Here is a 15,828-nt window from a genome sequence, read left to right as displayed (position 1 = left end):
ATGCAACGTTTTTGGTCCAAAGCGCTCATACCCATAGGTAAAACATTCACAACGCTCCGCTCGCGGAGCGTTTCAGGTCGCCGATTCAAGAGGAAGACTGAACGCTATGACGATACCGGACAAGCAGTATGTGGAATGGCTGGTCGAGCAATCGATGTTGAACGCCGCCCGGCAGCGCGCCAAGACCTATTCGGGGCAGGGCAGGCTCTGGCAACGTCCGTTCGCTCTGGCCCGCCCGAGAGACGCCTCCGCTATCGCTTCGGTCTGGTTCACTGCCTACCCGGCGTCGATCGTCACCCGCGAAGGCGGCTCGGTGCTGGAAGCGCTGGGCGACGAAACCTTGTGGCATGCGCTGTCGGAAATCGGCATTCAGGGCATTCACAATGGCCCGCTCAAGCTTTCCGGCGGGCTGCAAGGGCGTACTCGCACACCCAGTATCGACGGCAACTTCGACCGCATCAGCTTCGGCATCGACCCGGACCTGGGCACCGAAGCGCAGCTGTTGAGCCTGACGCGCATCGCCGCAGCGCACAACGCGGTGATCATTGATGACATCATTCCATCGCACACCGGCAAGGGCGCGGACTTCCGGCTAGCCGAACTGGCTTACGAAGATTATCCCGGCCTGTTTCACATGGTCGAGATTCGCGAGGAAGACTGGCAGTTGCTGCCCGACGTCCCGGCAGGCCGGGACGCTGTCAACCTGACGCCCGAGGTGGTCGATCAGTTGCGCGACAAGCATTACATCGTCGGCCAGTTGCAACGGGTGATTTTCTTCGAGCCTGGTGTCAAGGAAACCGACTGGAGCGCCACGGATGTGGTGCAGGGCGTCGATGGCAAGGCGCGGCGCTGGGTGTATCTGCACTATTTCAAGGACGGCCAGCCTTCACTGAACTGGCTGGACCCGAGTTTTGCGGCGCAGCAGATGATCATCGGCGATGCATTGCACGCCATCGACGTCATGGGTGCACGCGTGCTGCGTCTGGATGCCAACGGCTTCCTCGGCGTCGAGCGCCGCGCTGAAGGCACGGCCTGGTCGGAAAGCCATCCGTTGTCGATCACCGGCAACCAACTGCTGGCGGGTGCGATTCGCAAGGCGGGCGGTTTCAGCTTCCAGGAGCTGAACCTGACCATCGACGACATCGCCTCGATGGGCAACGGCGGCGCGGATCTGTCCTATGACTTCATCACCCGGCCGGCCTATCAGCATGCATTGCTGACCGGCACCACCGAGTTCCTGCGTCTGATGCTGCGCCAGGTTCATGCCTATGGCATCGATCCGGCTTCGCTGATCCATGCCTTGCAGAACCATGACGAGTTGACGCTGGAGCTGGTGCATTTCTGGACGCTGCACGCCCACGACACGTTCCACTATCAGGGCCAGACCTTCCCGGGCAACATTTTGCGCGAGCACATTCGCGAAGAAATGTACGAGAAACTGTCGGGCGAACATGCGCCTTACAACCTGAAATTCGTCACCAACGGCGTGTCCTGCACCACAGCCAGTATCATCACGGCCGCGCTGGGCATCCGCGATCTGGACGCCATCACCGACGCCGATATCCAGCAGATCCAGCACATTCATTTGTTGCTGGTGATGTACAACGCCATGCAGCCAGGCGTATTTGCCTTATCCGGCTGGGACATGGTGGGTGCCTTGACGCTGCCGGCCGAGCAGGTCGAGCACCTGATGCAGGACGGCGACACCCGCTGGGTCCATCGGGGTGCCTACGACCTAGTCGATCTGGACCCGGAAGCCGAGTTCTCTGCGGGCAACATGCCGCGTCCAAGGTCGCTGTATGGCAGCCTCGTCAGCCAGCTCAAACGGCCTGATTCGTTCGCCTCGCAGTTGAAGAAGATTCTCGCCGTGCGCCGCGCCTATGACATTGCCGCGAGCCGTCAGATTCTGATTCCGGACGTCGAGCATCCGGGCCTGCTGGTCATGGTGCATGAATTGCCGGCCGGCAAGGGTACGCAGATCACGGCACTCAACTTCAGCGCCGAGACCATCGTCGAGACCTTGCATCTGCCGGGCATTGCGCCGGGCCCGGTGGTCGATATCATCAACGAGCGCGTTGAAGGTGATTTGACCGAGCAGGGTGAGTTCACCATCACCCTCGACGCCTACGAAGGCCTGGCATTGCGCGTAGTCAGCACCCTGCCGATATAAGCGCGGCGCGCAGCCTTCCGGCTGCGCAACGCCGGGCGCCGTTCAGGCCGTCTTGAACCGGTGCTTTTTCAGGCGATAGGCGAACTGGGCGCGACTCAATCCCAACAAGCGAGAGGCCGCCGCCAGGTTGCCCTCGCTTTTTTGCAGGGCTTCATCGATCAAACGTCGCTCGAGATCGTCGATGGAGAACGCGCTCTCGGATTCGCTCAGCGTATCCAGTAGCAGCTCGTCGACCTTCAATCGTGTAACGGCCCCTGACGCCTGCGAAAGTGCGCCATCGTGATTCAGCGAGTAGGAATCCACAGGCAGCGATTCGTTGCGGAATATATGCATCAGATCGATGGCCTGGCCTTCATCGCTGGCGATCAAGCCGCGTTCGATCAGATTCTGCAATTCCCGCACGTTGCCGGCGAACTCATAGCGCACCAGGGTTTTCAGGGCGCGCATGGTCAAGCCGGCCGGGGTTCTGCCGTATTCCCGACAGAACCGTTTGAGAAATGCACTGATCAGCAACGGAATGTCATCACGACGCTCGCGCAGCGGGGGCAGGGCGATGGGGTAGACGTTCAGCCGGTAGAACAGGTCTTCGCGAAAATCGCCGCTGGCTACGGCCTTGCGCAGGTCGACATTGGTCGCGGCCACCACGCGAACGTTGACCTTGATGCCGTGCCCGCCGCCGACGCGTTCGATCTCGCGTTCCTGCAAGGCGCGCAGCAGCTTGCTTTGCCCGGCCAGGCTCAGGGAAGTGATTTCATCGAGGAACAGCGTGCCGCCATTGGCGCGCTCGAAGCGCCCAGGCCTTGAATGGGTCGCGCCGGTGTAGGCGCCGCGCTCGACGCCGAACAGCTCCGCCTCGATCAGGTTGTCCGGAATGGCCGCGCAGTTCAGCGCGATAAAAGGCCCATTCTGCTGTCGACTGAGCTGATGCAACTGGCGAGCGAACATTTCCTTACCGACGCCTGACTCGCCGCTGATCAGCACCGTTGCCGGCGTCATTGCCACGCGCTGCAAGGCCTGAGTGGCCGCAGTGAACGCGGCGCTGGCGCCAATCAGGGTCTGGTCGGCAGCCGTGGCGGCACCTGCGTCCTCAGGAGCCCTGGCCAGCACCCCCGTTTGCGCAGCACTGGCCGAGTTCACGACGTTCAGATAACTCAGGTCATGCTCTACATCACCCCATTGCTCTGCGGTCTTGCCGACCACCCGGCAGTTGGCGTGGCCCATGCCACGGCACTCTATTTCCCGAAAGATCACCATCTGTCCGAACAGGCCGCTGACGAAGCCGATGGCATAGCCGATCTCCGTCCAGCACACCGGGTCTTGCGCGATGCCATAGGCCGCTATGTGCTCGTCCGCTTCGCAGGAGTGATGCCAGAGAAATTCCCCTTGGTAGAACCCGGATTCAGCATCGAATTTGAAATGCAGTGGTTCGACCTTGGTCATGCCTTCGAGGGTGTGCAAGTACGTTCCGGCGCGAAATGCCGAGGTGGCATCGGCCAGTGGCCAGCGCTCACGAATCAGTCGTGCGTCCCGCGCGCCGGACAGATAACCGGCCCGGGTGAACATTCCGCGTGCCGGCTCGCGGCCAAGACGTTCGATGATCTCGCGGCGCAGGCTGCCGAACGATGAGCTATGGAGCAACAACATGCGCTGATCGTTAAGCCAGATGCGGCCATCTTCGGGTGAGAAAAACAGGCAATGGGTCAGCTCTTCGGCGGTAGGCGAACCGCTGACGTCAGGCTGTCTGCTGTCGCCTCGCGGCGAGAAGTGTTCGGTGGCAACGCTGTGATCGGGCAATGGGCAGTGCGGAGCGTTCATGGTCTGGCCTCGGACGGGCGATAATATTCAAATGATCATGTGACCTGCAGTTTATTAATCATGGCTTGATCAAATGAACAAGCCTGCAGTGACGTCTGCAGAACTTTTTAGTCTTGGGAGCAGGTGGCATGCAGCGCCAAGGCGTGTTTCAGAGCGGTCTGGCCCATATATGACAAAGTCGTTTCAATCCCGGCACAGGCTTTGCTCTGGATGATGGACGGCGCGTGCTTTCCAGTAGAACGGGGTGCAGGCGATTAAAACCATAAAAGCCGGAGTCTGAACATGTCAGCGTCTGATGCCACCCCTTTGCTGCAACGCGCGATTGAAGCCGAATGCGTCTTCAATGGCGGCTGGATTCCTTCTTCCGCACCTGGCTTGCCGGTCATCGAACCGGCCACCGGCGAGCTGCTGATGAACACTGCCCTGGCGAATGCTGCCGATATCGCGGTTGCCTGCCGCGAGGCCGCACTGGCCCAGCCCGCATGGGCGGCGATGGGGCCGCGTGAGAAGGCCGAAATCTTTCTCCTCGCGGCTGATCATGCGGTCTGTGCCTACGATGAATTGTCACTGTATGTGGCCCGCGAAACGGGCGGCAGCCTGCACAAGGGGCAGCATGAAGTGAACGAATGCATCGTGCTGCTGCGCCAGGCGGCGGGCATGCTGTCGCAGGCACAGGGTCACGGCCTGATGCTGCCCAGCGCGGCTGGCCGTCTGTCCTATGCGCGTCGGGTGGCGCATGGCGTGGTCGGGGTCATCTCGCCGTTCAATTTCCCTCTGGTGTTATCCCTGCGCTCGGTGGCCCCGGCGTTGGCCGCTGGCAATGCGGTGGTGCTCAAACCTGACCCGCACACCCCGGTCAGCGGTGGGTTTCTGATTGCCCGGTTGTTCGAGGAAGCCGGTCTGCCCAAAGGCTTGCTGCATGTTCTGCCGGGTGCGGCGGACGCGGGCGAAGCGCTGTGTCGTGACGCCAATGTGCAGATGATCACTTTTACTGGCTCGACTGGCGCAGGGCGTAAAGTCGCCGAGGTGGCCGGGCGCAATCTGAAAAAGGTGTCGCTGGAACTGGGCGGTAAAAATCCGCTGATCATTCTCGAAGACGCCGACCTGGACCTGGCCGCCAGCAACGCAGCGTTCGGTGCCTGGCTGCATCAGGGGCAGATCTGCATGGCAACCGGTTTGATTCTGGTTCACGAATCAATCGCTGCCAGCCTGACCCGCAAGCTGGCCGACAAGGCTCGCGCGCTGACGGTGGGCAATGCGGCGCGTGGTGAAGCCGCGCTGGGGCCTATGATCAACCAGCGTCAGTTGCAGCATGTCCAGCAGGTGGTCAGCGACAGCCTGCACGCCGGCGCTCAGCTGGAAACCGGCGGCGAGTACGAAGGCCTGTTCTACCGGCCGACCGTGCTCAGCGGCGTTAAGCCGGGCATGCGCGCCTTCGACGAAGAAATATTCGGGCCGGTGGCTGTCGTCGCCAGCTTTGCCTCCGATGAAGAAGCCATCGAACTGGCCAATCGCTCTGAATATGGTCTGGCAGCCGCAGTCATCTCGCCTGATGTGGGGCGTGCCATGGCGATTGGCGACCGGCTCAGGTGCGGCATGCTGCACATCAATGACCAGACCGTGGCCGACGAATGCATCAACTCGTTCGGCGGCCGTGGTGCGTCGGGCAATGGTGGCAGCGCGGGCAGCCCTTCGGACTGGGACGAGTACAGCCAGTGGCAGTGGGTGACGATCAAGCAGAAGGCTCCGACTTATCCGTTCTGAGCGTCATCGCAGTCCGTTTTTCAGAAAAGATGTTTCAAACAAGACGTGATTCAAAACAACAATAAGAGCGCGTGATTATGAACCTGAACAGCAAAACACTGATCATCACTGGCGTGTCATCCGGCATTGGCGCCGAGGTGGCGCGACTGGCGCGCTTCCAGGGCGCCAAAGTCATTGGCATCGACCGTCACGAACCGCAGCTGACCGTGGACGGTTTCTTTCAGGCCGATCTGGGCGACCCGGGCAGCATCGATGCGCTGATCGAGCGTCTGCCCAGACAGATCGACGGGTTGTGCAACATCGCCGGCGTACCCGGTACCGCGCCGGTCAAGGCGGTGGCCGAGATCAACTACCTCGGTTTGCGGCATCTGACCCAGCGCCTGCTGCCACGCATGGCGCCGGGCGGCAGCATCGTCAATGTCTCCTCGGTACTCGGCTCGCAATGGGCCGAGCGTCTCGAACTGCACAAGGCGCTGGCTGCCACTGCAAGCTACAGCGAAGGGCAGAAGTGGCTAGCGGCCAATCCGGTCGCGCAGGACAGTTGCTACCAGTATTTCAAAGAGGCGCTGATTGTCTGGAGCTTTCAGCAGGCGCAGGAGTGGTTTCGCGAACAAGACGTCAGGGTCAACTGCGTCGCACCGGGGCCGGTGTTCACGCCGATCCTGGGCGACTTTGTGAGCATGGTTGGCGAAGCGCGAATCGCACGCGACAGCCTGAACATAAAGCGACCGGCGCTGGCCGATGAAGTGGCGGCGGTGATCGCCTTTCTTTGCTCGGATGGAGCGCGCTGGATCAATGGAGTCAATTTGCCGGTAGACGGAGGGCTGGCAGCGTCATACGTGTAATAACGGTGTCGATTGTCACCCCGGCGGCGCGGTCGCGACGCCGGGGCTCTGGAAAATAACAACAATAAATACAGGAATCACAAGATGCAGACGTCTATCTTGCGTACCGTTGCGACCGCTTCACTCGCGACCTTGTCAGCGACCGCTTGTGCCTATGACTTGCCTGGCCTGAACCTGGGCAGTACCAGTTTCTACGACGGATCGCCAGCCCCGGCGGGGCCTGGCTGGTATCTGGAGGAATACCTCGTCGCGTCCAGAGCCGACCGTTTCAATGACGTCAATGGCAATAAACAGCAACTTCCGAAACAGGACGTCGATGTTCTGGCAATGACGACCCAGATCATTTACGTCGGCCAGCCGCTGGCCAATGGCGCGATGCCGGGGATTACCGCGATCAACACCTCGCTGGCTCACGTCGATGTGGACGATGGGCTCGAAAATACGGCGTTAAGTTCGCGCGCCGGTTTTGGCGACGTGATAATCGGCCCGTTTCTGCAACTGCCCACCTTGACGCGCGCCGACGGCAGCCCCTTGTTGACCCAGCGGATCGAAGCGGATATCGCGGTGCCGGTGGGTGCTTATAACCGTAATCGTTCGATCAACCCTGGCAGCAACTTCTGGTCGTTCAACCCTTACTACGCCGCGACCTACTGGTTTTCGTCAAAATGGTCAGCCAGCGGTCGCTTCATGTATTTGTGGAACGGCAAGAACGATGACCCGCAGGCAGGTTTCGGTAATGTCTCCGATACCCAGGCCGGTCAGGCACTGCACGCCAACCTGACCCTGCAATATGCGGTAACCGAGCAACTGTCCCTGGGACTGAACGGCTACTGGCTCAAGCAGTTCACCGATACCCGGGTGGACGGCCATGACGTCAGCGGTCGCAAGGAAAAAGTCTGGGCCATCGGGCCGGGGTTTCTCTATTCGTTCAGCAAAGAGAACGTGATGTCGGTCAACAGCTACTTCGAACAGGGTGCGGAAAACCGTACCGAAGGCAACAAACTGGTGCTGAATTTTCTGCATAAGTTGTAGCGGTCATACAGAACTCTCATGCCAAAGCATGGTGATCAAAGCGCTGCACCTCACGCGTCTCACTCCGGTGACGCGCGTGTCATGCATTGGCACGAGAGGTACTCGGCCGGCTTATGACTGGTAGACCTTTTTCAACAGCCGGAGCAGGTCCTGGCGTTCCTGATCATTCAGCGCCGAGGTGGAATCCAGATCGCTGTCGATGGCGATCTGTTTCAGCTCGCGCAGCAATGTTTCGCCGGTCTTGCTGAGAAATATGCCGTATGAGCGTTTGTCTGGCTTGCAGCGTACCCGCACGGCCAGTGCGCGGCTTTCAAGCTTGTTGAGCAACGGCACGACTTGCGGCGGCTCGATCGCCAGCGCCTTGGCGAGGTCAGCCTGCATCAGGCCGGGGTTCTGTTCGATGATGGCCAGGGCTGAAAACTGCGCAGGTCGCAGATCGTGCGTTGAAAGGCGTCCGATCAGGTTCTGGAAAAGCTTGAGTTGCGCCCGCCGCATGGCATAACCGATCAGGTCGTCCAGAGCAGAATCCGTAGGCGGCGAAGCCTCTTCAATCAGTGCGGTAGCCTGGCAGACGTCGTCGAGGTCGGATGGCTTGGCCATTGAGAAGCGGTCCTTTTGCTAAGTGTTTAACGGGGCAGCCGTGCAGTTTGCCGAGGTTGGCAGATGATGGCTATCGAACGTGCAGAAGTGTGACCGGGATATTTGGGCGGAGTGCCACGAATTTGCTTCACATGGCTAATAGTTAATTGACATAACTATATTTGCCGCCTAATTTGAAGTCATCTCCACAATCAAGAATAAGAGAGCACTGCCATGAACCGTTACGAAGGCCGCTGGACAACCGTCAAGGTCGAGATCGAACAAGGCATCGCGTGGGTCATTCTCAACCGGCCGGAAAAACGCAACGCCATGAGCCCGACCCTCAACCGGGAAATGATCGATGTGCTGGAAACCCTCGAACAGGACCCTGACGCAGGTATTCTGGTACTGACCGGTGCGGGGGAGGCCTGGACTGCCGGAATGGACCTCAAAGAGTACTTTCGGGAAGTGGACGCCGGTCCGGAAATCCTTCAGGAAAAAATTCGCCGCGAGGCATCCCAATGGCAGTGGAAACTGCTGCGCATGTACGCCAAGCCGACCATCGCCATGGTCAACGGCTGGTGCTTCGGCGGTGGCTTCAGCCCGCTGGTTGCCTGTGACCTGGCGATCTGCGCCGACGAGGCAACCTTCGGCCTGTCGGAAATCAATTGGGGCATTCCGCCAGGCAATCTGGTGAGCAAGGCAATGGCCGACACCGTGGGTCATCGCCAGTCGTTGTACTACATCATGACCGGCAAGACCTTCGACGGTAAGAAAGCCGCCGAGATGGGGCTGGTCAATGAAAGCGTACCGCTGGCACAGCTGCGTCAGGTGACAATCGATCTCGCACTCAACCTGCTCGAAAAGAACCCGGTAGTGCTGCGTGCCGCCAAGCATGGCTTCAAACGTTGCCGCGAACTGACCTGGGAACAGAACGAAGACTACCTGTACGCCAAACTCGACCAGTCGCGCCTGCTGGACAAGGAAGGCGGTCGTGAACAAGGGATGAAGCAATTCCTGGATGACAAAAGCATCAAGCCCGGGTTGGAGACCTATAAACGGGAGCTATGAGCTATGAGCTATGAGCTTGCGTTTGCTTTTGAGCAAGAAGCTTACCGCTGCTCCCAAAACAATAATGAGGAATCCCCCATGCTGGATGTGCCCCTGTTGATTGGCGGCCGGTCGTGCCTGGCGCGTGACGGACGTACGTTTGACCGCTGTAACCCGGTAACCGGCGAGGTGGTGTCGCGGGTGGCGGCTGCGACGCTTGAGGATGCGGACGCTGCGGTGGCTGCGGCTCAGGCTGCTTTTCCGGGCTGGGCGGCTCTGGCGCCCGGTGAGCGCCGTAACCGCTTGCTCAAGGCTGCCGAGCAATTGCAGGCCCGCAGTGCCGAGTTTATTGCCGCTGCCGGAGAAACCGGTGCGATGGCCAACTGGTATGCCTTCAACGTGCAGCTGGCGGCCAGCATGCTGCGTGAAGCGGCATCAATGACCACCCAGATTACCGGCGAGGTGATTCCCTCCAACGTTCCCGGCAGTTTTGCCATGGCTTTACGCCAACCCTGCGGCGTGGTGCTTGGCATCGCACCATGGAATGCGCCGGTGATTCTTGCCACACGGGCCATCGCCATGCCGCTGGCGTGTGGCAATACCGTGGTGCTCAAGGCGTCGGAGATCAGTCCGGCCGTGCATCGGCTGATTGGCCAGGTGTTGCAGGATGCCGGGCTCGGGGACGGGGTCGTCAACGTGATCAGCAACGCGCCGGCTGATGCTGCGGCGATTGTCGAGCGGCTGATCGCCAATCCTGCCGTGCGCCGGGTCAATTTCACCGGGTCCACCCAGGTGGGGCGCATCGTTGGTGAACTGGCGGCGCGTCATCTGAAGCCTGCACTGCTGGAACTGGGCGGCAAGGCACCGTTTCTGGTACTGGACGACGCCGATCTGGATGCCGCGGTCGAAGCGGCGGCATTCAGCGCATATTTCAATCAGGGTCAGATCTGCATGTCGACCGAGCGCCTGATCGTCGATCAGAAGGTTGCCGACCGCTTTCTGGCCATGCTGGCAGCCAAGGTCGAAACCCTGCGGGCCGGCGATCCGCATGACACTGATTCGGTACTGGGGTCGCTGGTAGATGTCGGCGCCGGCACGCGTATCAAGGCGCTTATCGACGAGGCGGTCGGGTTAGGAGCCACGCTGGTGACAGGCGGCCAGTTGCAGGGCAGCATTTTGCAACCGACGTTGCTCGACGGGGTGACAGATCGCATGCGCCTGTACCACGAAGAGTCTTTCGGGCCGGTCGCCGTCATGCTTCGCGGGGAAGGGGACGAAGCGCTGCTACGGCTGGCCAATGATTCGGAGTTCGGTCTGGCTGCGGCGATATTCAGCCGCGACACCGGCCGGGCTCTGGCACTGGCCCAGCGGGTCGAGTCGGGCATTTGCCACATCAACGGGCCGACCGTCCACGACGAGGCACACATGCCATTCGGCGGGGTCAAGTCCAGCGGCTATGGCAGCTTTGGCGGCAAGGCCTCGATCGAGCAGTTCACCCAGTTGCGTTGGGTGACCTTGCAAAACGGCCAGCGCCACTATCCGATCTGAAATTTCCTGCACTGACAGCAACGTCTGGTAGCCAATACGTTATTGTCAGTGAGCCACGCATAACAATAACAAGGCTGCAGCCCGGCGCTGCTGCGCTCATCTCCCGACGGCCAGGTGCCGTCCGGCGAATGCGCGCCTTGATGGGGAGAACGCACATGAGTTCCGAAATCAGATCATCATCCCGCGAGCCGCGTTACCGTGAGGTCGCCATCGGCCACCCGGCTATCGAGGTCCGCGAAGAGCAGGGCATTGTGCACATGCGTGCGCTTGAGCCGCTCGCCGAATACCCCGAGCGATTGCTCGAACGCCTGGTGCATTGGGCCAGGGTTCGTCCGCAACAGACCTTTATTGCCGCCCGTGACAGTTTCGGCGGTTGGCGCAAGGTCAGTTATGCCGACATGCTGACCGACGTTCGGGCCATTGCCCAGTGTTTGCTCACATACGGCCTGTCAGCCGAAAGACCGCTCGTGCTGCTGTCGGGCAACGACATCGAACATTTACAGGTTGCGCTGGGGGCAATGTACGCCGGGATTCCGTATTGCCCGGTTTCTCCGGCCTATTCGGTTCTGTCCCAGGACTTTGCCAAATTACGCCACGTCTGCGATGTATTGCAGCCGGGCCTGATTTTCGTCAGCGATGCAGCGCCTTTTCAGCGCGCGATCGATGCGGTGATTCCAGCCGACATACCCATCATTACTGTGCGCGGCCGATTGAGCGGCCGACGCCAGATAAGTTTTACCAGTCTGTTCGAACAGGCGGGTGGCCCGGAAGCCGAGGCCGCTTTTCAGGCCAGCGGGCCGGACAGCATAGCCAAATTCCTCTTCACCTCGGGTTCGACGCGACTGCCCAAGGCGGTGATCACCACCCAACGCATGCTGTGCGCCAATCAGCAGATGCTGTTGCAGACGTTTCCGGTGTTCGGCACAGAGCCGCCGGTGCTGGTGGACTGGCTGCCGTGGAATCATACCTTCGGCGGCAGCCACAACGTCGGCATCGTGCTTTATAACGGTGGCACGTTTTATCTGGACAATGGCAAGCCCACGGTCAAGGGCTTTGGCGAGACGCTACGCAACCTGAAGGAGATCGCGCCCACCGCGTATCTTACGGTGCCCAAAGGCTGGGAGGAGCTGGTCAGCGCACTGGAGCAGGATGGCGAACTACGTGAGCGCTTTTTCTCGCGTATGAAGCTGTTTTTCTTCGCCGCTGCCGGCCTGTCGCAAAGCGTCTGGGACCGTCTTGACCGGGTCGCCGAGCAGCATTGTGGCGAGCGCATCCGCATGATGGCCGGGCTGGGCATGACCGAAGCAGCGCCTTCCTGCACGTTCACCACCGGACCGCTGTCGATGGCCGGCTATATCGGGCTGCCTGCGCCGGGGTGCGAAGTCTGTCTGGTGCCGGTCGACGGCAAGCTGGAAGGCCGTTTTCGCGGGCCGCACATCATGCCGGGCTACTGGCGATCGCCGCAGCAGACCGCCGAGGTGTTCGATGACCGGGGCTTCTACTGCTCCGGCGATGCAATCAAACTCGCCGATCCCTCCGCGCCGCACCTGGGGCTGATGTTCGACGGGCGTCTGGCGGAAGACTTCAAGCTGTCGTCGGGGGTATTTGTCAGTGTCGGGCCGATGCGCAATCGTGCGGTGCTCGAAGGCTCACCTTATGTTCAGGACGTGGTCATCGCCGCTCCGGATCGTGAATGCCTGGGTGCGCTGGTGTTTCCGCGGGTTCACGAGTGCCGTCAATTGGCCGGGCTGGGCCCGCAAGTCACGGATGCCGAGGTCCTCACCAGCGCGCCGGTGCGCCAATGGTTCGCTGAATGGCTTACGCGCCTGAACCTTGGGGCTACCGGCAACGCAAGCCGCCTTGAGTGGATTGTGTTGCTGGATGAGCCTGCGTCGATCGATCGAGGCGAAATCACCGACAAAGGCTCGATCAACCAGCGCGTCGTACTGCAATGGCGCGCGACGAAGGTCGAAGCGTTGTACCGCAATGAGGATCCTCACAGGTTGAGTGCAGGGGCAATGACGTGACGTTTCAGCATATTCAACTGCCTGATAGCGCGTAAAAGACGCTGTCTGTCGGCTTTAAGCAGCGCATTTGACACAGATCGTCTTTTAGCACTTGACCGAATCGTGGCGAGCGAGGAATCTCGCGCCTCTGAACACTACGGAGCCCGGTCTATGCGAGTCCTCGCTGAGCTTTCTTTCGATTTCGTTTGGCACTTGATGTTCACGGATGACAATCAGCTCGACCAGGATCTGGCGGTACGCTCGCTGGAAAGTCTGTCTGACCACTTTTCGCAGATGTCCCTCGAGGAGAAAAGGGCGTTCATCGCAGTTGCGCATGAGCGCAAGGCCCGCTTGTTCGCCGTGCCTGACGCCGAGGGTTACACCCCCAGACGCGCGGTGACGGAAGATCAGGCGCAGTTTCTGGAGCATGTTGTGTCCGGACAGTTCTTCGAGCAATTCGAAGAGCCTGCTGCCGTGACCGGCGACTGCGTGGTACCCATTCGCATCCGCTGAGCGACTGGCAGCGCTATTGCGCCGGGTTTATTTCGCTGAGTTACCCGGCAACCTGGCGATGACTTTGATTTCGAAATCGAAGCCGTACAGCAAGGTCACGCCCACGCCGGTCAGGGTCGGGTGCGGCGCGTTACCCCAGAACTCCGGAAACACACTCCAGATCCGCTCGAACGTCGACGCTGGATCGACGATGAACACCGTCACGTCGACCACATCATTGAACGTGCATCCCGCTGCCAGCAGAATCGCGTTCAAATTGCTGAACGCGAGGCGCACCTGCTTTTCCAGATCCGGCTCAGGCGAACCGTCCTCTCGGCTGCCGACTTGCCCGGACACGAACAGAAAACCGTCCGAACGAATGGCCGGAGAATAGTGGTTGCGCTCATACAGCGCCTGGCGACCTGCTGGAAATACAATGTCACGTTGGCTCATGGGGTGGCTCCATCAGAAGCATGGGCATCCTCTGGCTGCCGGACTACATGGCCCGTACGCATCTGCAGAGCGGCACTCTGATTCGCCTGTTCGATGACTGGCGGCTGGATAGCATGCCGATGTACGTCGCCTTTCCGCCGAACCGGCATGTCAGCCTCAAGGTGCGGGTGTTCATTGACTGGATCATGGCGTTGATGGCCGAGCATGCGCCGATGCACCCGCCACGGTAACCGCTCCGCCTCAACGCCGGGCAGACAACTGCTGCGGGGCCAGAAATGCGTCGTGAAAATAGCTGCGGAATGCCTGCATTGCCGGGCTCAATTCGCGTGATCCAGGCCAGGCCAGGCCGACGCTCATGGGCGTGACTTTGTCGGTGACGGTCCTTGTTTCGATGCGTTTGCCTTCCAGTGACCAGGGTCGATGCACCAGATCCGAGAGGATCGCTACGCCGCTGCCATTGGCAACCATGCTGCGCACGGCTTCCACTGAACTGGTGCGCACCCGGACGCCGGGTTGCTGACCGGCCGTTTCCCAGTAGCGCATCGCACTTTGTTCGGCCTCGTCGACGGTCAGCAGGATGTAGGGCTCGCTGGCCACGTCGGCGAGGCTGACGGAGGCGCGCTGGCACAGTGGATGATGGCTCGAAAGCCATAGACGGCGCTCGGAATTGAACAGGGTTTCCGAGACGATCTCCGGGTGAGTGAGGTTTGCCGTGAGCACCACAGCCATGTCGAAGCGGCCCTCCAGCAAGCCCTGTTCGATGGACTGCCGTTCTTGCTCATGCACTTCGATGGCGACGTCGGGGTACCAGTGTTCGAGGCGTTGCAGGTGGTGTGGCAGAAAATAGCCGATGACCGTGTAGCTGGCAGCCAGCCGCAAGACACCACTGGCACGGATATCCGGCATTGGGCTGTTCAGCGCGTCGTCGACGCTGCGCAGAATCACGTAGGCGCGATTGAGAAAGTGCCGGCCGGCTTCGGTCAGGCTCATGCCTTGCGCCGAGCGCTGAAACAACAGCGTGCCGAGCATGCCTTCCAGTTCCTTGATTGCCGTGGTGACGGCCGACTGAGAGATATTCAGGTGAATGGCCGCCTGCGAAATCTGCCCGATCTCGGCGGTTGCGACGAAATAGCGAACCTGGCGCAGGGTCAGGGACATAGTGACTCCAGTCAGCGTTATTCGAGTTAGCGGAGTATCTGTTTTTCAGAAGACAGCGTATCTGTTAATAGATCTTCCCAAGGGGTGAGGGTGAATCTAACGTGGTTTCCATCAACTCGATAGCCCCAGGAGCAACGCCATGCAGGTGGATTTCAACTCGGATATGGGTGAAAGTTTTGGCGCATGGACCATTGGCGACGGTGTGGATACCGAACTGATGGCGTTCATCAGTTCGGCGAATATCGCTACCGGTTTCCATGCCGGCGACCCCGGCACCATGCGTCGCACGATCGAGCAGGCCAAGCGTCTGAGTGTCGCCATCGGTGCGCATCCCGGTTTCCGCGATCTGGTGGGTTTCGGTCGGCGGCACATCAATGCCCCGGCGCAGGAGCTGGTCGACGACATGCTCTACCAGTTGGGCGCACTGCGCGAACTGGCGCGGGTTCAGGGTGTGGCACTGCAACACTTCAAACCCCACGGCGCGCTGTATATGCATTTGGCCCGCGACGAAGAGGCAGCCCGGCTGCTGGTGGAAAACCTGCAACGACTGGAGCCTGATTTGCTGCTCTACTGCATGCCCGGCTCGGTAATCTGCAACATCGCCGAGGAGTTGGGCCAGCCGGTGATCCGCGAGTTCTATGCAGATCGCGACTATGACCTGAGTGGTTCGATTGTGTTTACCCGCAACGTGCGTGCTCACGACCCGGCTGAAGTCGCGGCGCGTGTGGTTCGTGCCTGTCAGCAAGGGTTGGTGCGGACGGTCGAAGGGCAGGATCTGGCCATTGCGTTCGATTCCATCTGCCTGCACAGCGACACACCTGGAGCGCTGGCACTCGCCGAAGCCACGCGGGCCGCGCTGGACCAGGCCGGCATCGAGGTGCGCGTGCCGCGGTAAATCACGCACGTTGAATCCTGA

At 60.4% G+C, this 15,828-nt stretch carries 13 protein-coding genes and 1 pseudogene; 10 read left to right on the top strand and 4 right to left on the bottom strand.

Features of this window, described 5'->3' with window-relative positions; translation table 11 throughout:
• The first annotated feature begins 106 nt into the window (after positions 1–106).
• On the top strand, positions 107–2,170 hold the full coding sequence (gene treS, locus ABJ99_RS26005; protein ID WP_054088235.1) for a maltose alpha-D-glucosyltransferase: 2,064 nt from the start codon (positions 107–109) through the stop codon (positions 2,168–2,170).
• 42 nt (positions 2,171–2,212) lie between these two features.
• Here the strand turns inward: treS and ABJ99_RS26000 are convergent, their stop codons facing one another.
• On the bottom strand, positions 2,213–3,985 hold the full coding sequence (locus tag ABJ99_RS26000) for a sigma-54-dependent Fis family transcriptional regulator (protein ID WP_054088234.1): 1,773 nt from the start codon (positions 3,983–3,985) through the stop codon (positions 2,213–2,215).
• Between the two features lie 282 nt (positions 3,986–4,267).
• Here ABJ99_RS26000 and ABJ99_RS25995 point away from each other — a divergent pair, with 282 nt between their 5' ends.
• The 3 genes from ABJ99_RS25995 to ABJ99_RS25985 all read left to right on the top strand — a co-directional run bounded on the left by ABJ99_RS25995 (position 4,268) and on the right by ABJ99_RS25985 (position 7,626).
• On the top strand, positions 4,268–5,749 hold the full coding sequence (locus tag ABJ99_RS25995; RefSeq protein ID WP_054088233.1) for a benzaldehyde dehydrogenase: 1,482 nt from the start codon (positions 4,268–4,270) through the stop codon (positions 5,747–5,749).
• A gap of 77 nt (positions 5,750–5,826) precedes the next feature.
• A complete protein-coding gene (locus ABJ99_RS25990) occupies positions 5,827–6,594 on the top strand; it encodes a coniferyl-alcohol dehydrogenase (protein WP_054088232.1) in 768 nt (255 codons plus the stop codon).
• Positions 6,595–6,678: 84 nt separating this feature from the next.
• Positions 6,679–7,626: a SphA family protein gene (locus tag ABJ99_RS25985; RefSeq protein ID WP_054088231.1), complete on the top strand. Its 948-nt coding sequence runs from the start codon at positions 6,679–6,681 to the stop codon at positions 7,624–7,626.
• A 111-nt stretch (positions 7,627–7,737) separates the two neighbouring features.
• On the opposite strand, the gene ABJ99_RS25980 is transcribed toward ABJ99_RS25985, so the two are convergent.
• Positions 7,738–8,226 (bottom strand): MarR family winged helix-turn-helix transcriptional regulator, encoded by a 489-nt coding sequence (locus tag ABJ99_RS25980; RefSeq protein WP_054088230.1) that lies wholly within the window; start codon positions 8,224–8,226, stop codon positions 7,738–7,740.
• Between the two features lie 213 nt (positions 8,227–8,439).
• Between ABJ99_RS25980 and ABJ99_RS25975 the strand changes: the two genes are divergently transcribed.
• The 4 genes from ABJ99_RS25975 to ABJ99_RS25960 all read left to right on the top strand — a co-directional run bounded on the left by ABJ99_RS25975 (position 8,440) and on the right by ABJ99_RS25960 (position 13,322).
• Positions 8,440–9,276, top strand: coding sequence for a p-hydroxycinnamoyl CoA hydratase/lyase (locus ABJ99_RS25975; protein WP_054088229.1), 837 nt, complete (start codon positions 8,440–8,442; stop codon positions 9,274–9,276).
• 78 nt (positions 9,277–9,354) lie between these two features.
• Positions 9,355–10,803, top strand: coding sequence for an aldehyde dehydrogenase (locus tag ABJ99_RS25970; RefSeq protein WP_054088286.1), 1,449 nt, complete (start codon positions 9,355–9,357; stop codon positions 10,801–10,803).
• Between the two features lie 155 nt (positions 10,804–10,958).
• Complete coding sequence (locus ABJ99_RS25965) at positions 10,959–12,830, top strand: feruloyl-CoA synthase (protein WP_054088228.1); 1,872 nt, start codon at positions 10,959–10,961, stop codon at positions 12,828–12,830.
• Between the two features lie 150 nt (positions 12,831–12,980).
• Positions 12,981–13,322, top strand: a complete 342-nt coding sequence (locus ABJ99_RS25960) for a hypothetical protein (RefSeq protein ID WP_054088227.1) — start codon at positions 12,981–12,983, stop codon at positions 13,320–13,322.
• A 27-nt stretch (positions 13,323–13,349) separates the two neighbouring features.
• Here ABJ99_RS25960 and ABJ99_RS25955 read toward each other — a convergent pair whose 3' ends face one another.
• Complete coding sequence (locus ABJ99_RS25955; protein WP_054088226.1) at positions 13,350–13,754, bottom strand: RidA family protein; 405 nt, start codon at positions 13,752–13,754, stop codon at positions 13,350–13,352.
• Positions 13,755–13,765: 11 nt separating this feature from the next.
• On the opposite strand from ABJ99_RS25955, the pseudogene ABJ99_RS25950 reads away from it, so the two are divergent.
• Positions 13,766–13,984: pseudogene (locus ABJ99_RS25950) on the top strand (LysR substrate-binding domain-containing protein); the annotation flags it as partial.
• A 10-nt stretch (positions 13,985–13,994) separates the two neighbouring features.
• Here ABJ99_RS25950 and ABJ99_RS25945 read toward each other — a convergent pair.
• A complete protein-coding gene (locus ABJ99_RS25945; protein ID WP_054088224.1) occupies positions 13,995–14,912 on the bottom strand; it encodes a LysR family transcriptional regulator in 918 nt (305 codons plus the stop codon).
• A 139-nt stretch (positions 14,913–15,051) separates the two neighbouring features.
• Here ABJ99_RS25945 and ABJ99_RS25940 point away from each other — a divergent pair, with 139 nt between their 5' ends.
• Positions 15,052–15,807 (top strand): 5-oxoprolinase subunit PxpA, encoded by a 756-nt coding sequence (locus ABJ99_RS25940; RefSeq protein ID WP_054088223.1) that lies wholly within the window; start codon positions 15,052–15,054, stop codon positions 15,805–15,807.
• Positions 15,808–15,828 lie beyond the last annotated feature (21 nt).

The sequence above is a fragment of the Pseudomonas syringae pv. cilantro genome (assembly GCF_001293775.1).
GTDB classification, from domain to species: domain Bacteria; phylum Pseudomonadota; class Gammaproteobacteria; order Pseudomonadales; family Pseudomonadaceae; genus Aquipseudomonas; species Aquipseudomonas syringae_P.
This window is presented reverse-complemented; position numbering and strand designations above follow the sequence as displayed.

Bases quoted from the DNA above. Each gene is read 5' to 3' on its own strand.
- ABJ99_RS25965 (WP_054088228.1), top strand. From the start codon at position 10,959: ATGAGTTCCGAAATCAGATCATCATCCCGCGAGCCGCGTTACCGTGAG.
- ABJ99_RS25960 (WP_054088227.1), top strand. From the start codon at position 12,981: ATGCGAGTCCTCGCTGAGCTTTCTTTCGATTTCGTTTGGCACTTGATG.
- treS (WP_054088235.1), top strand. From the start codon at position 107: ATGACGATACCGGACAAGCAGTATGTGGAATGGCTGGTCGAGCAATCG.
- ABJ99_RS25980 (WP_054088230.1), bottom strand. From the start codon at position 8,226: ATGGCCAAGCCATCCGACCTCGACGACGTCTGCCAGGCTACCGCACTG.
- ABJ99_RS25940 (WP_054088223.1), top strand. From the start codon at position 15,052: ATGCAGGTGGATTTCAACTCGGATATGGGTGAAAGTTTTGGCGCATGG.
- ABJ99_RS25985 (WP_054088231.1), top strand. From the start codon at position 6,679: ATGCAGACGTCTATCTTGCGTACCGTTGCGACCGCTTCACTCGCGACC.
- ABJ99_RS25955 (WP_054088226.1), bottom strand. From the start codon at position 13,754: ATGAGCCAACGTGACATTGTATTTCCAGCAGGTCGCCAGGCGCTGTAT.
- ABJ99_RS26000 (WP_054088234.1), bottom strand. From the start codon at position 3,985: ATGAACGCTCCGCACTGCCCATTGCCCGATCACAGCGTTGCCACCGAA.
- ABJ99_RS25995 (WP_054088233.1), top strand. From the start codon at position 4,268: ATGTCAGCGTCTGATGCCACCCCTTTGCTGCAACGCGCGATTGAAGCC.
- ABJ99_RS25975 (WP_054088229.1), top strand. From the start codon at position 8,440: ATGAACCGTTACGAAGGCCGCTGGACAACCGTCAAGGTCGAGATCGAA.
- ABJ99_RS25945 (WP_054088224.1), bottom strand. From the start codon at position 14,912: ATGTCCCTGACCCTGCGCCAGGTTCGCTATTTCGTCGCAACCGCCGAG.
- ABJ99_RS25970 (WP_054088286.1), top strand. From the start codon at position 9,355: ATGCTGGATGTGCCCCTGTTGATTGGCGGCCGGTCGTGCCTGGCGCGT.
- ABJ99_RS25990 (WP_054088232.1), top strand. From the start codon at position 5,827: ATGAACCTGAACAGCAAAACACTGATCATCACTGGCGTGTCATCCGGC.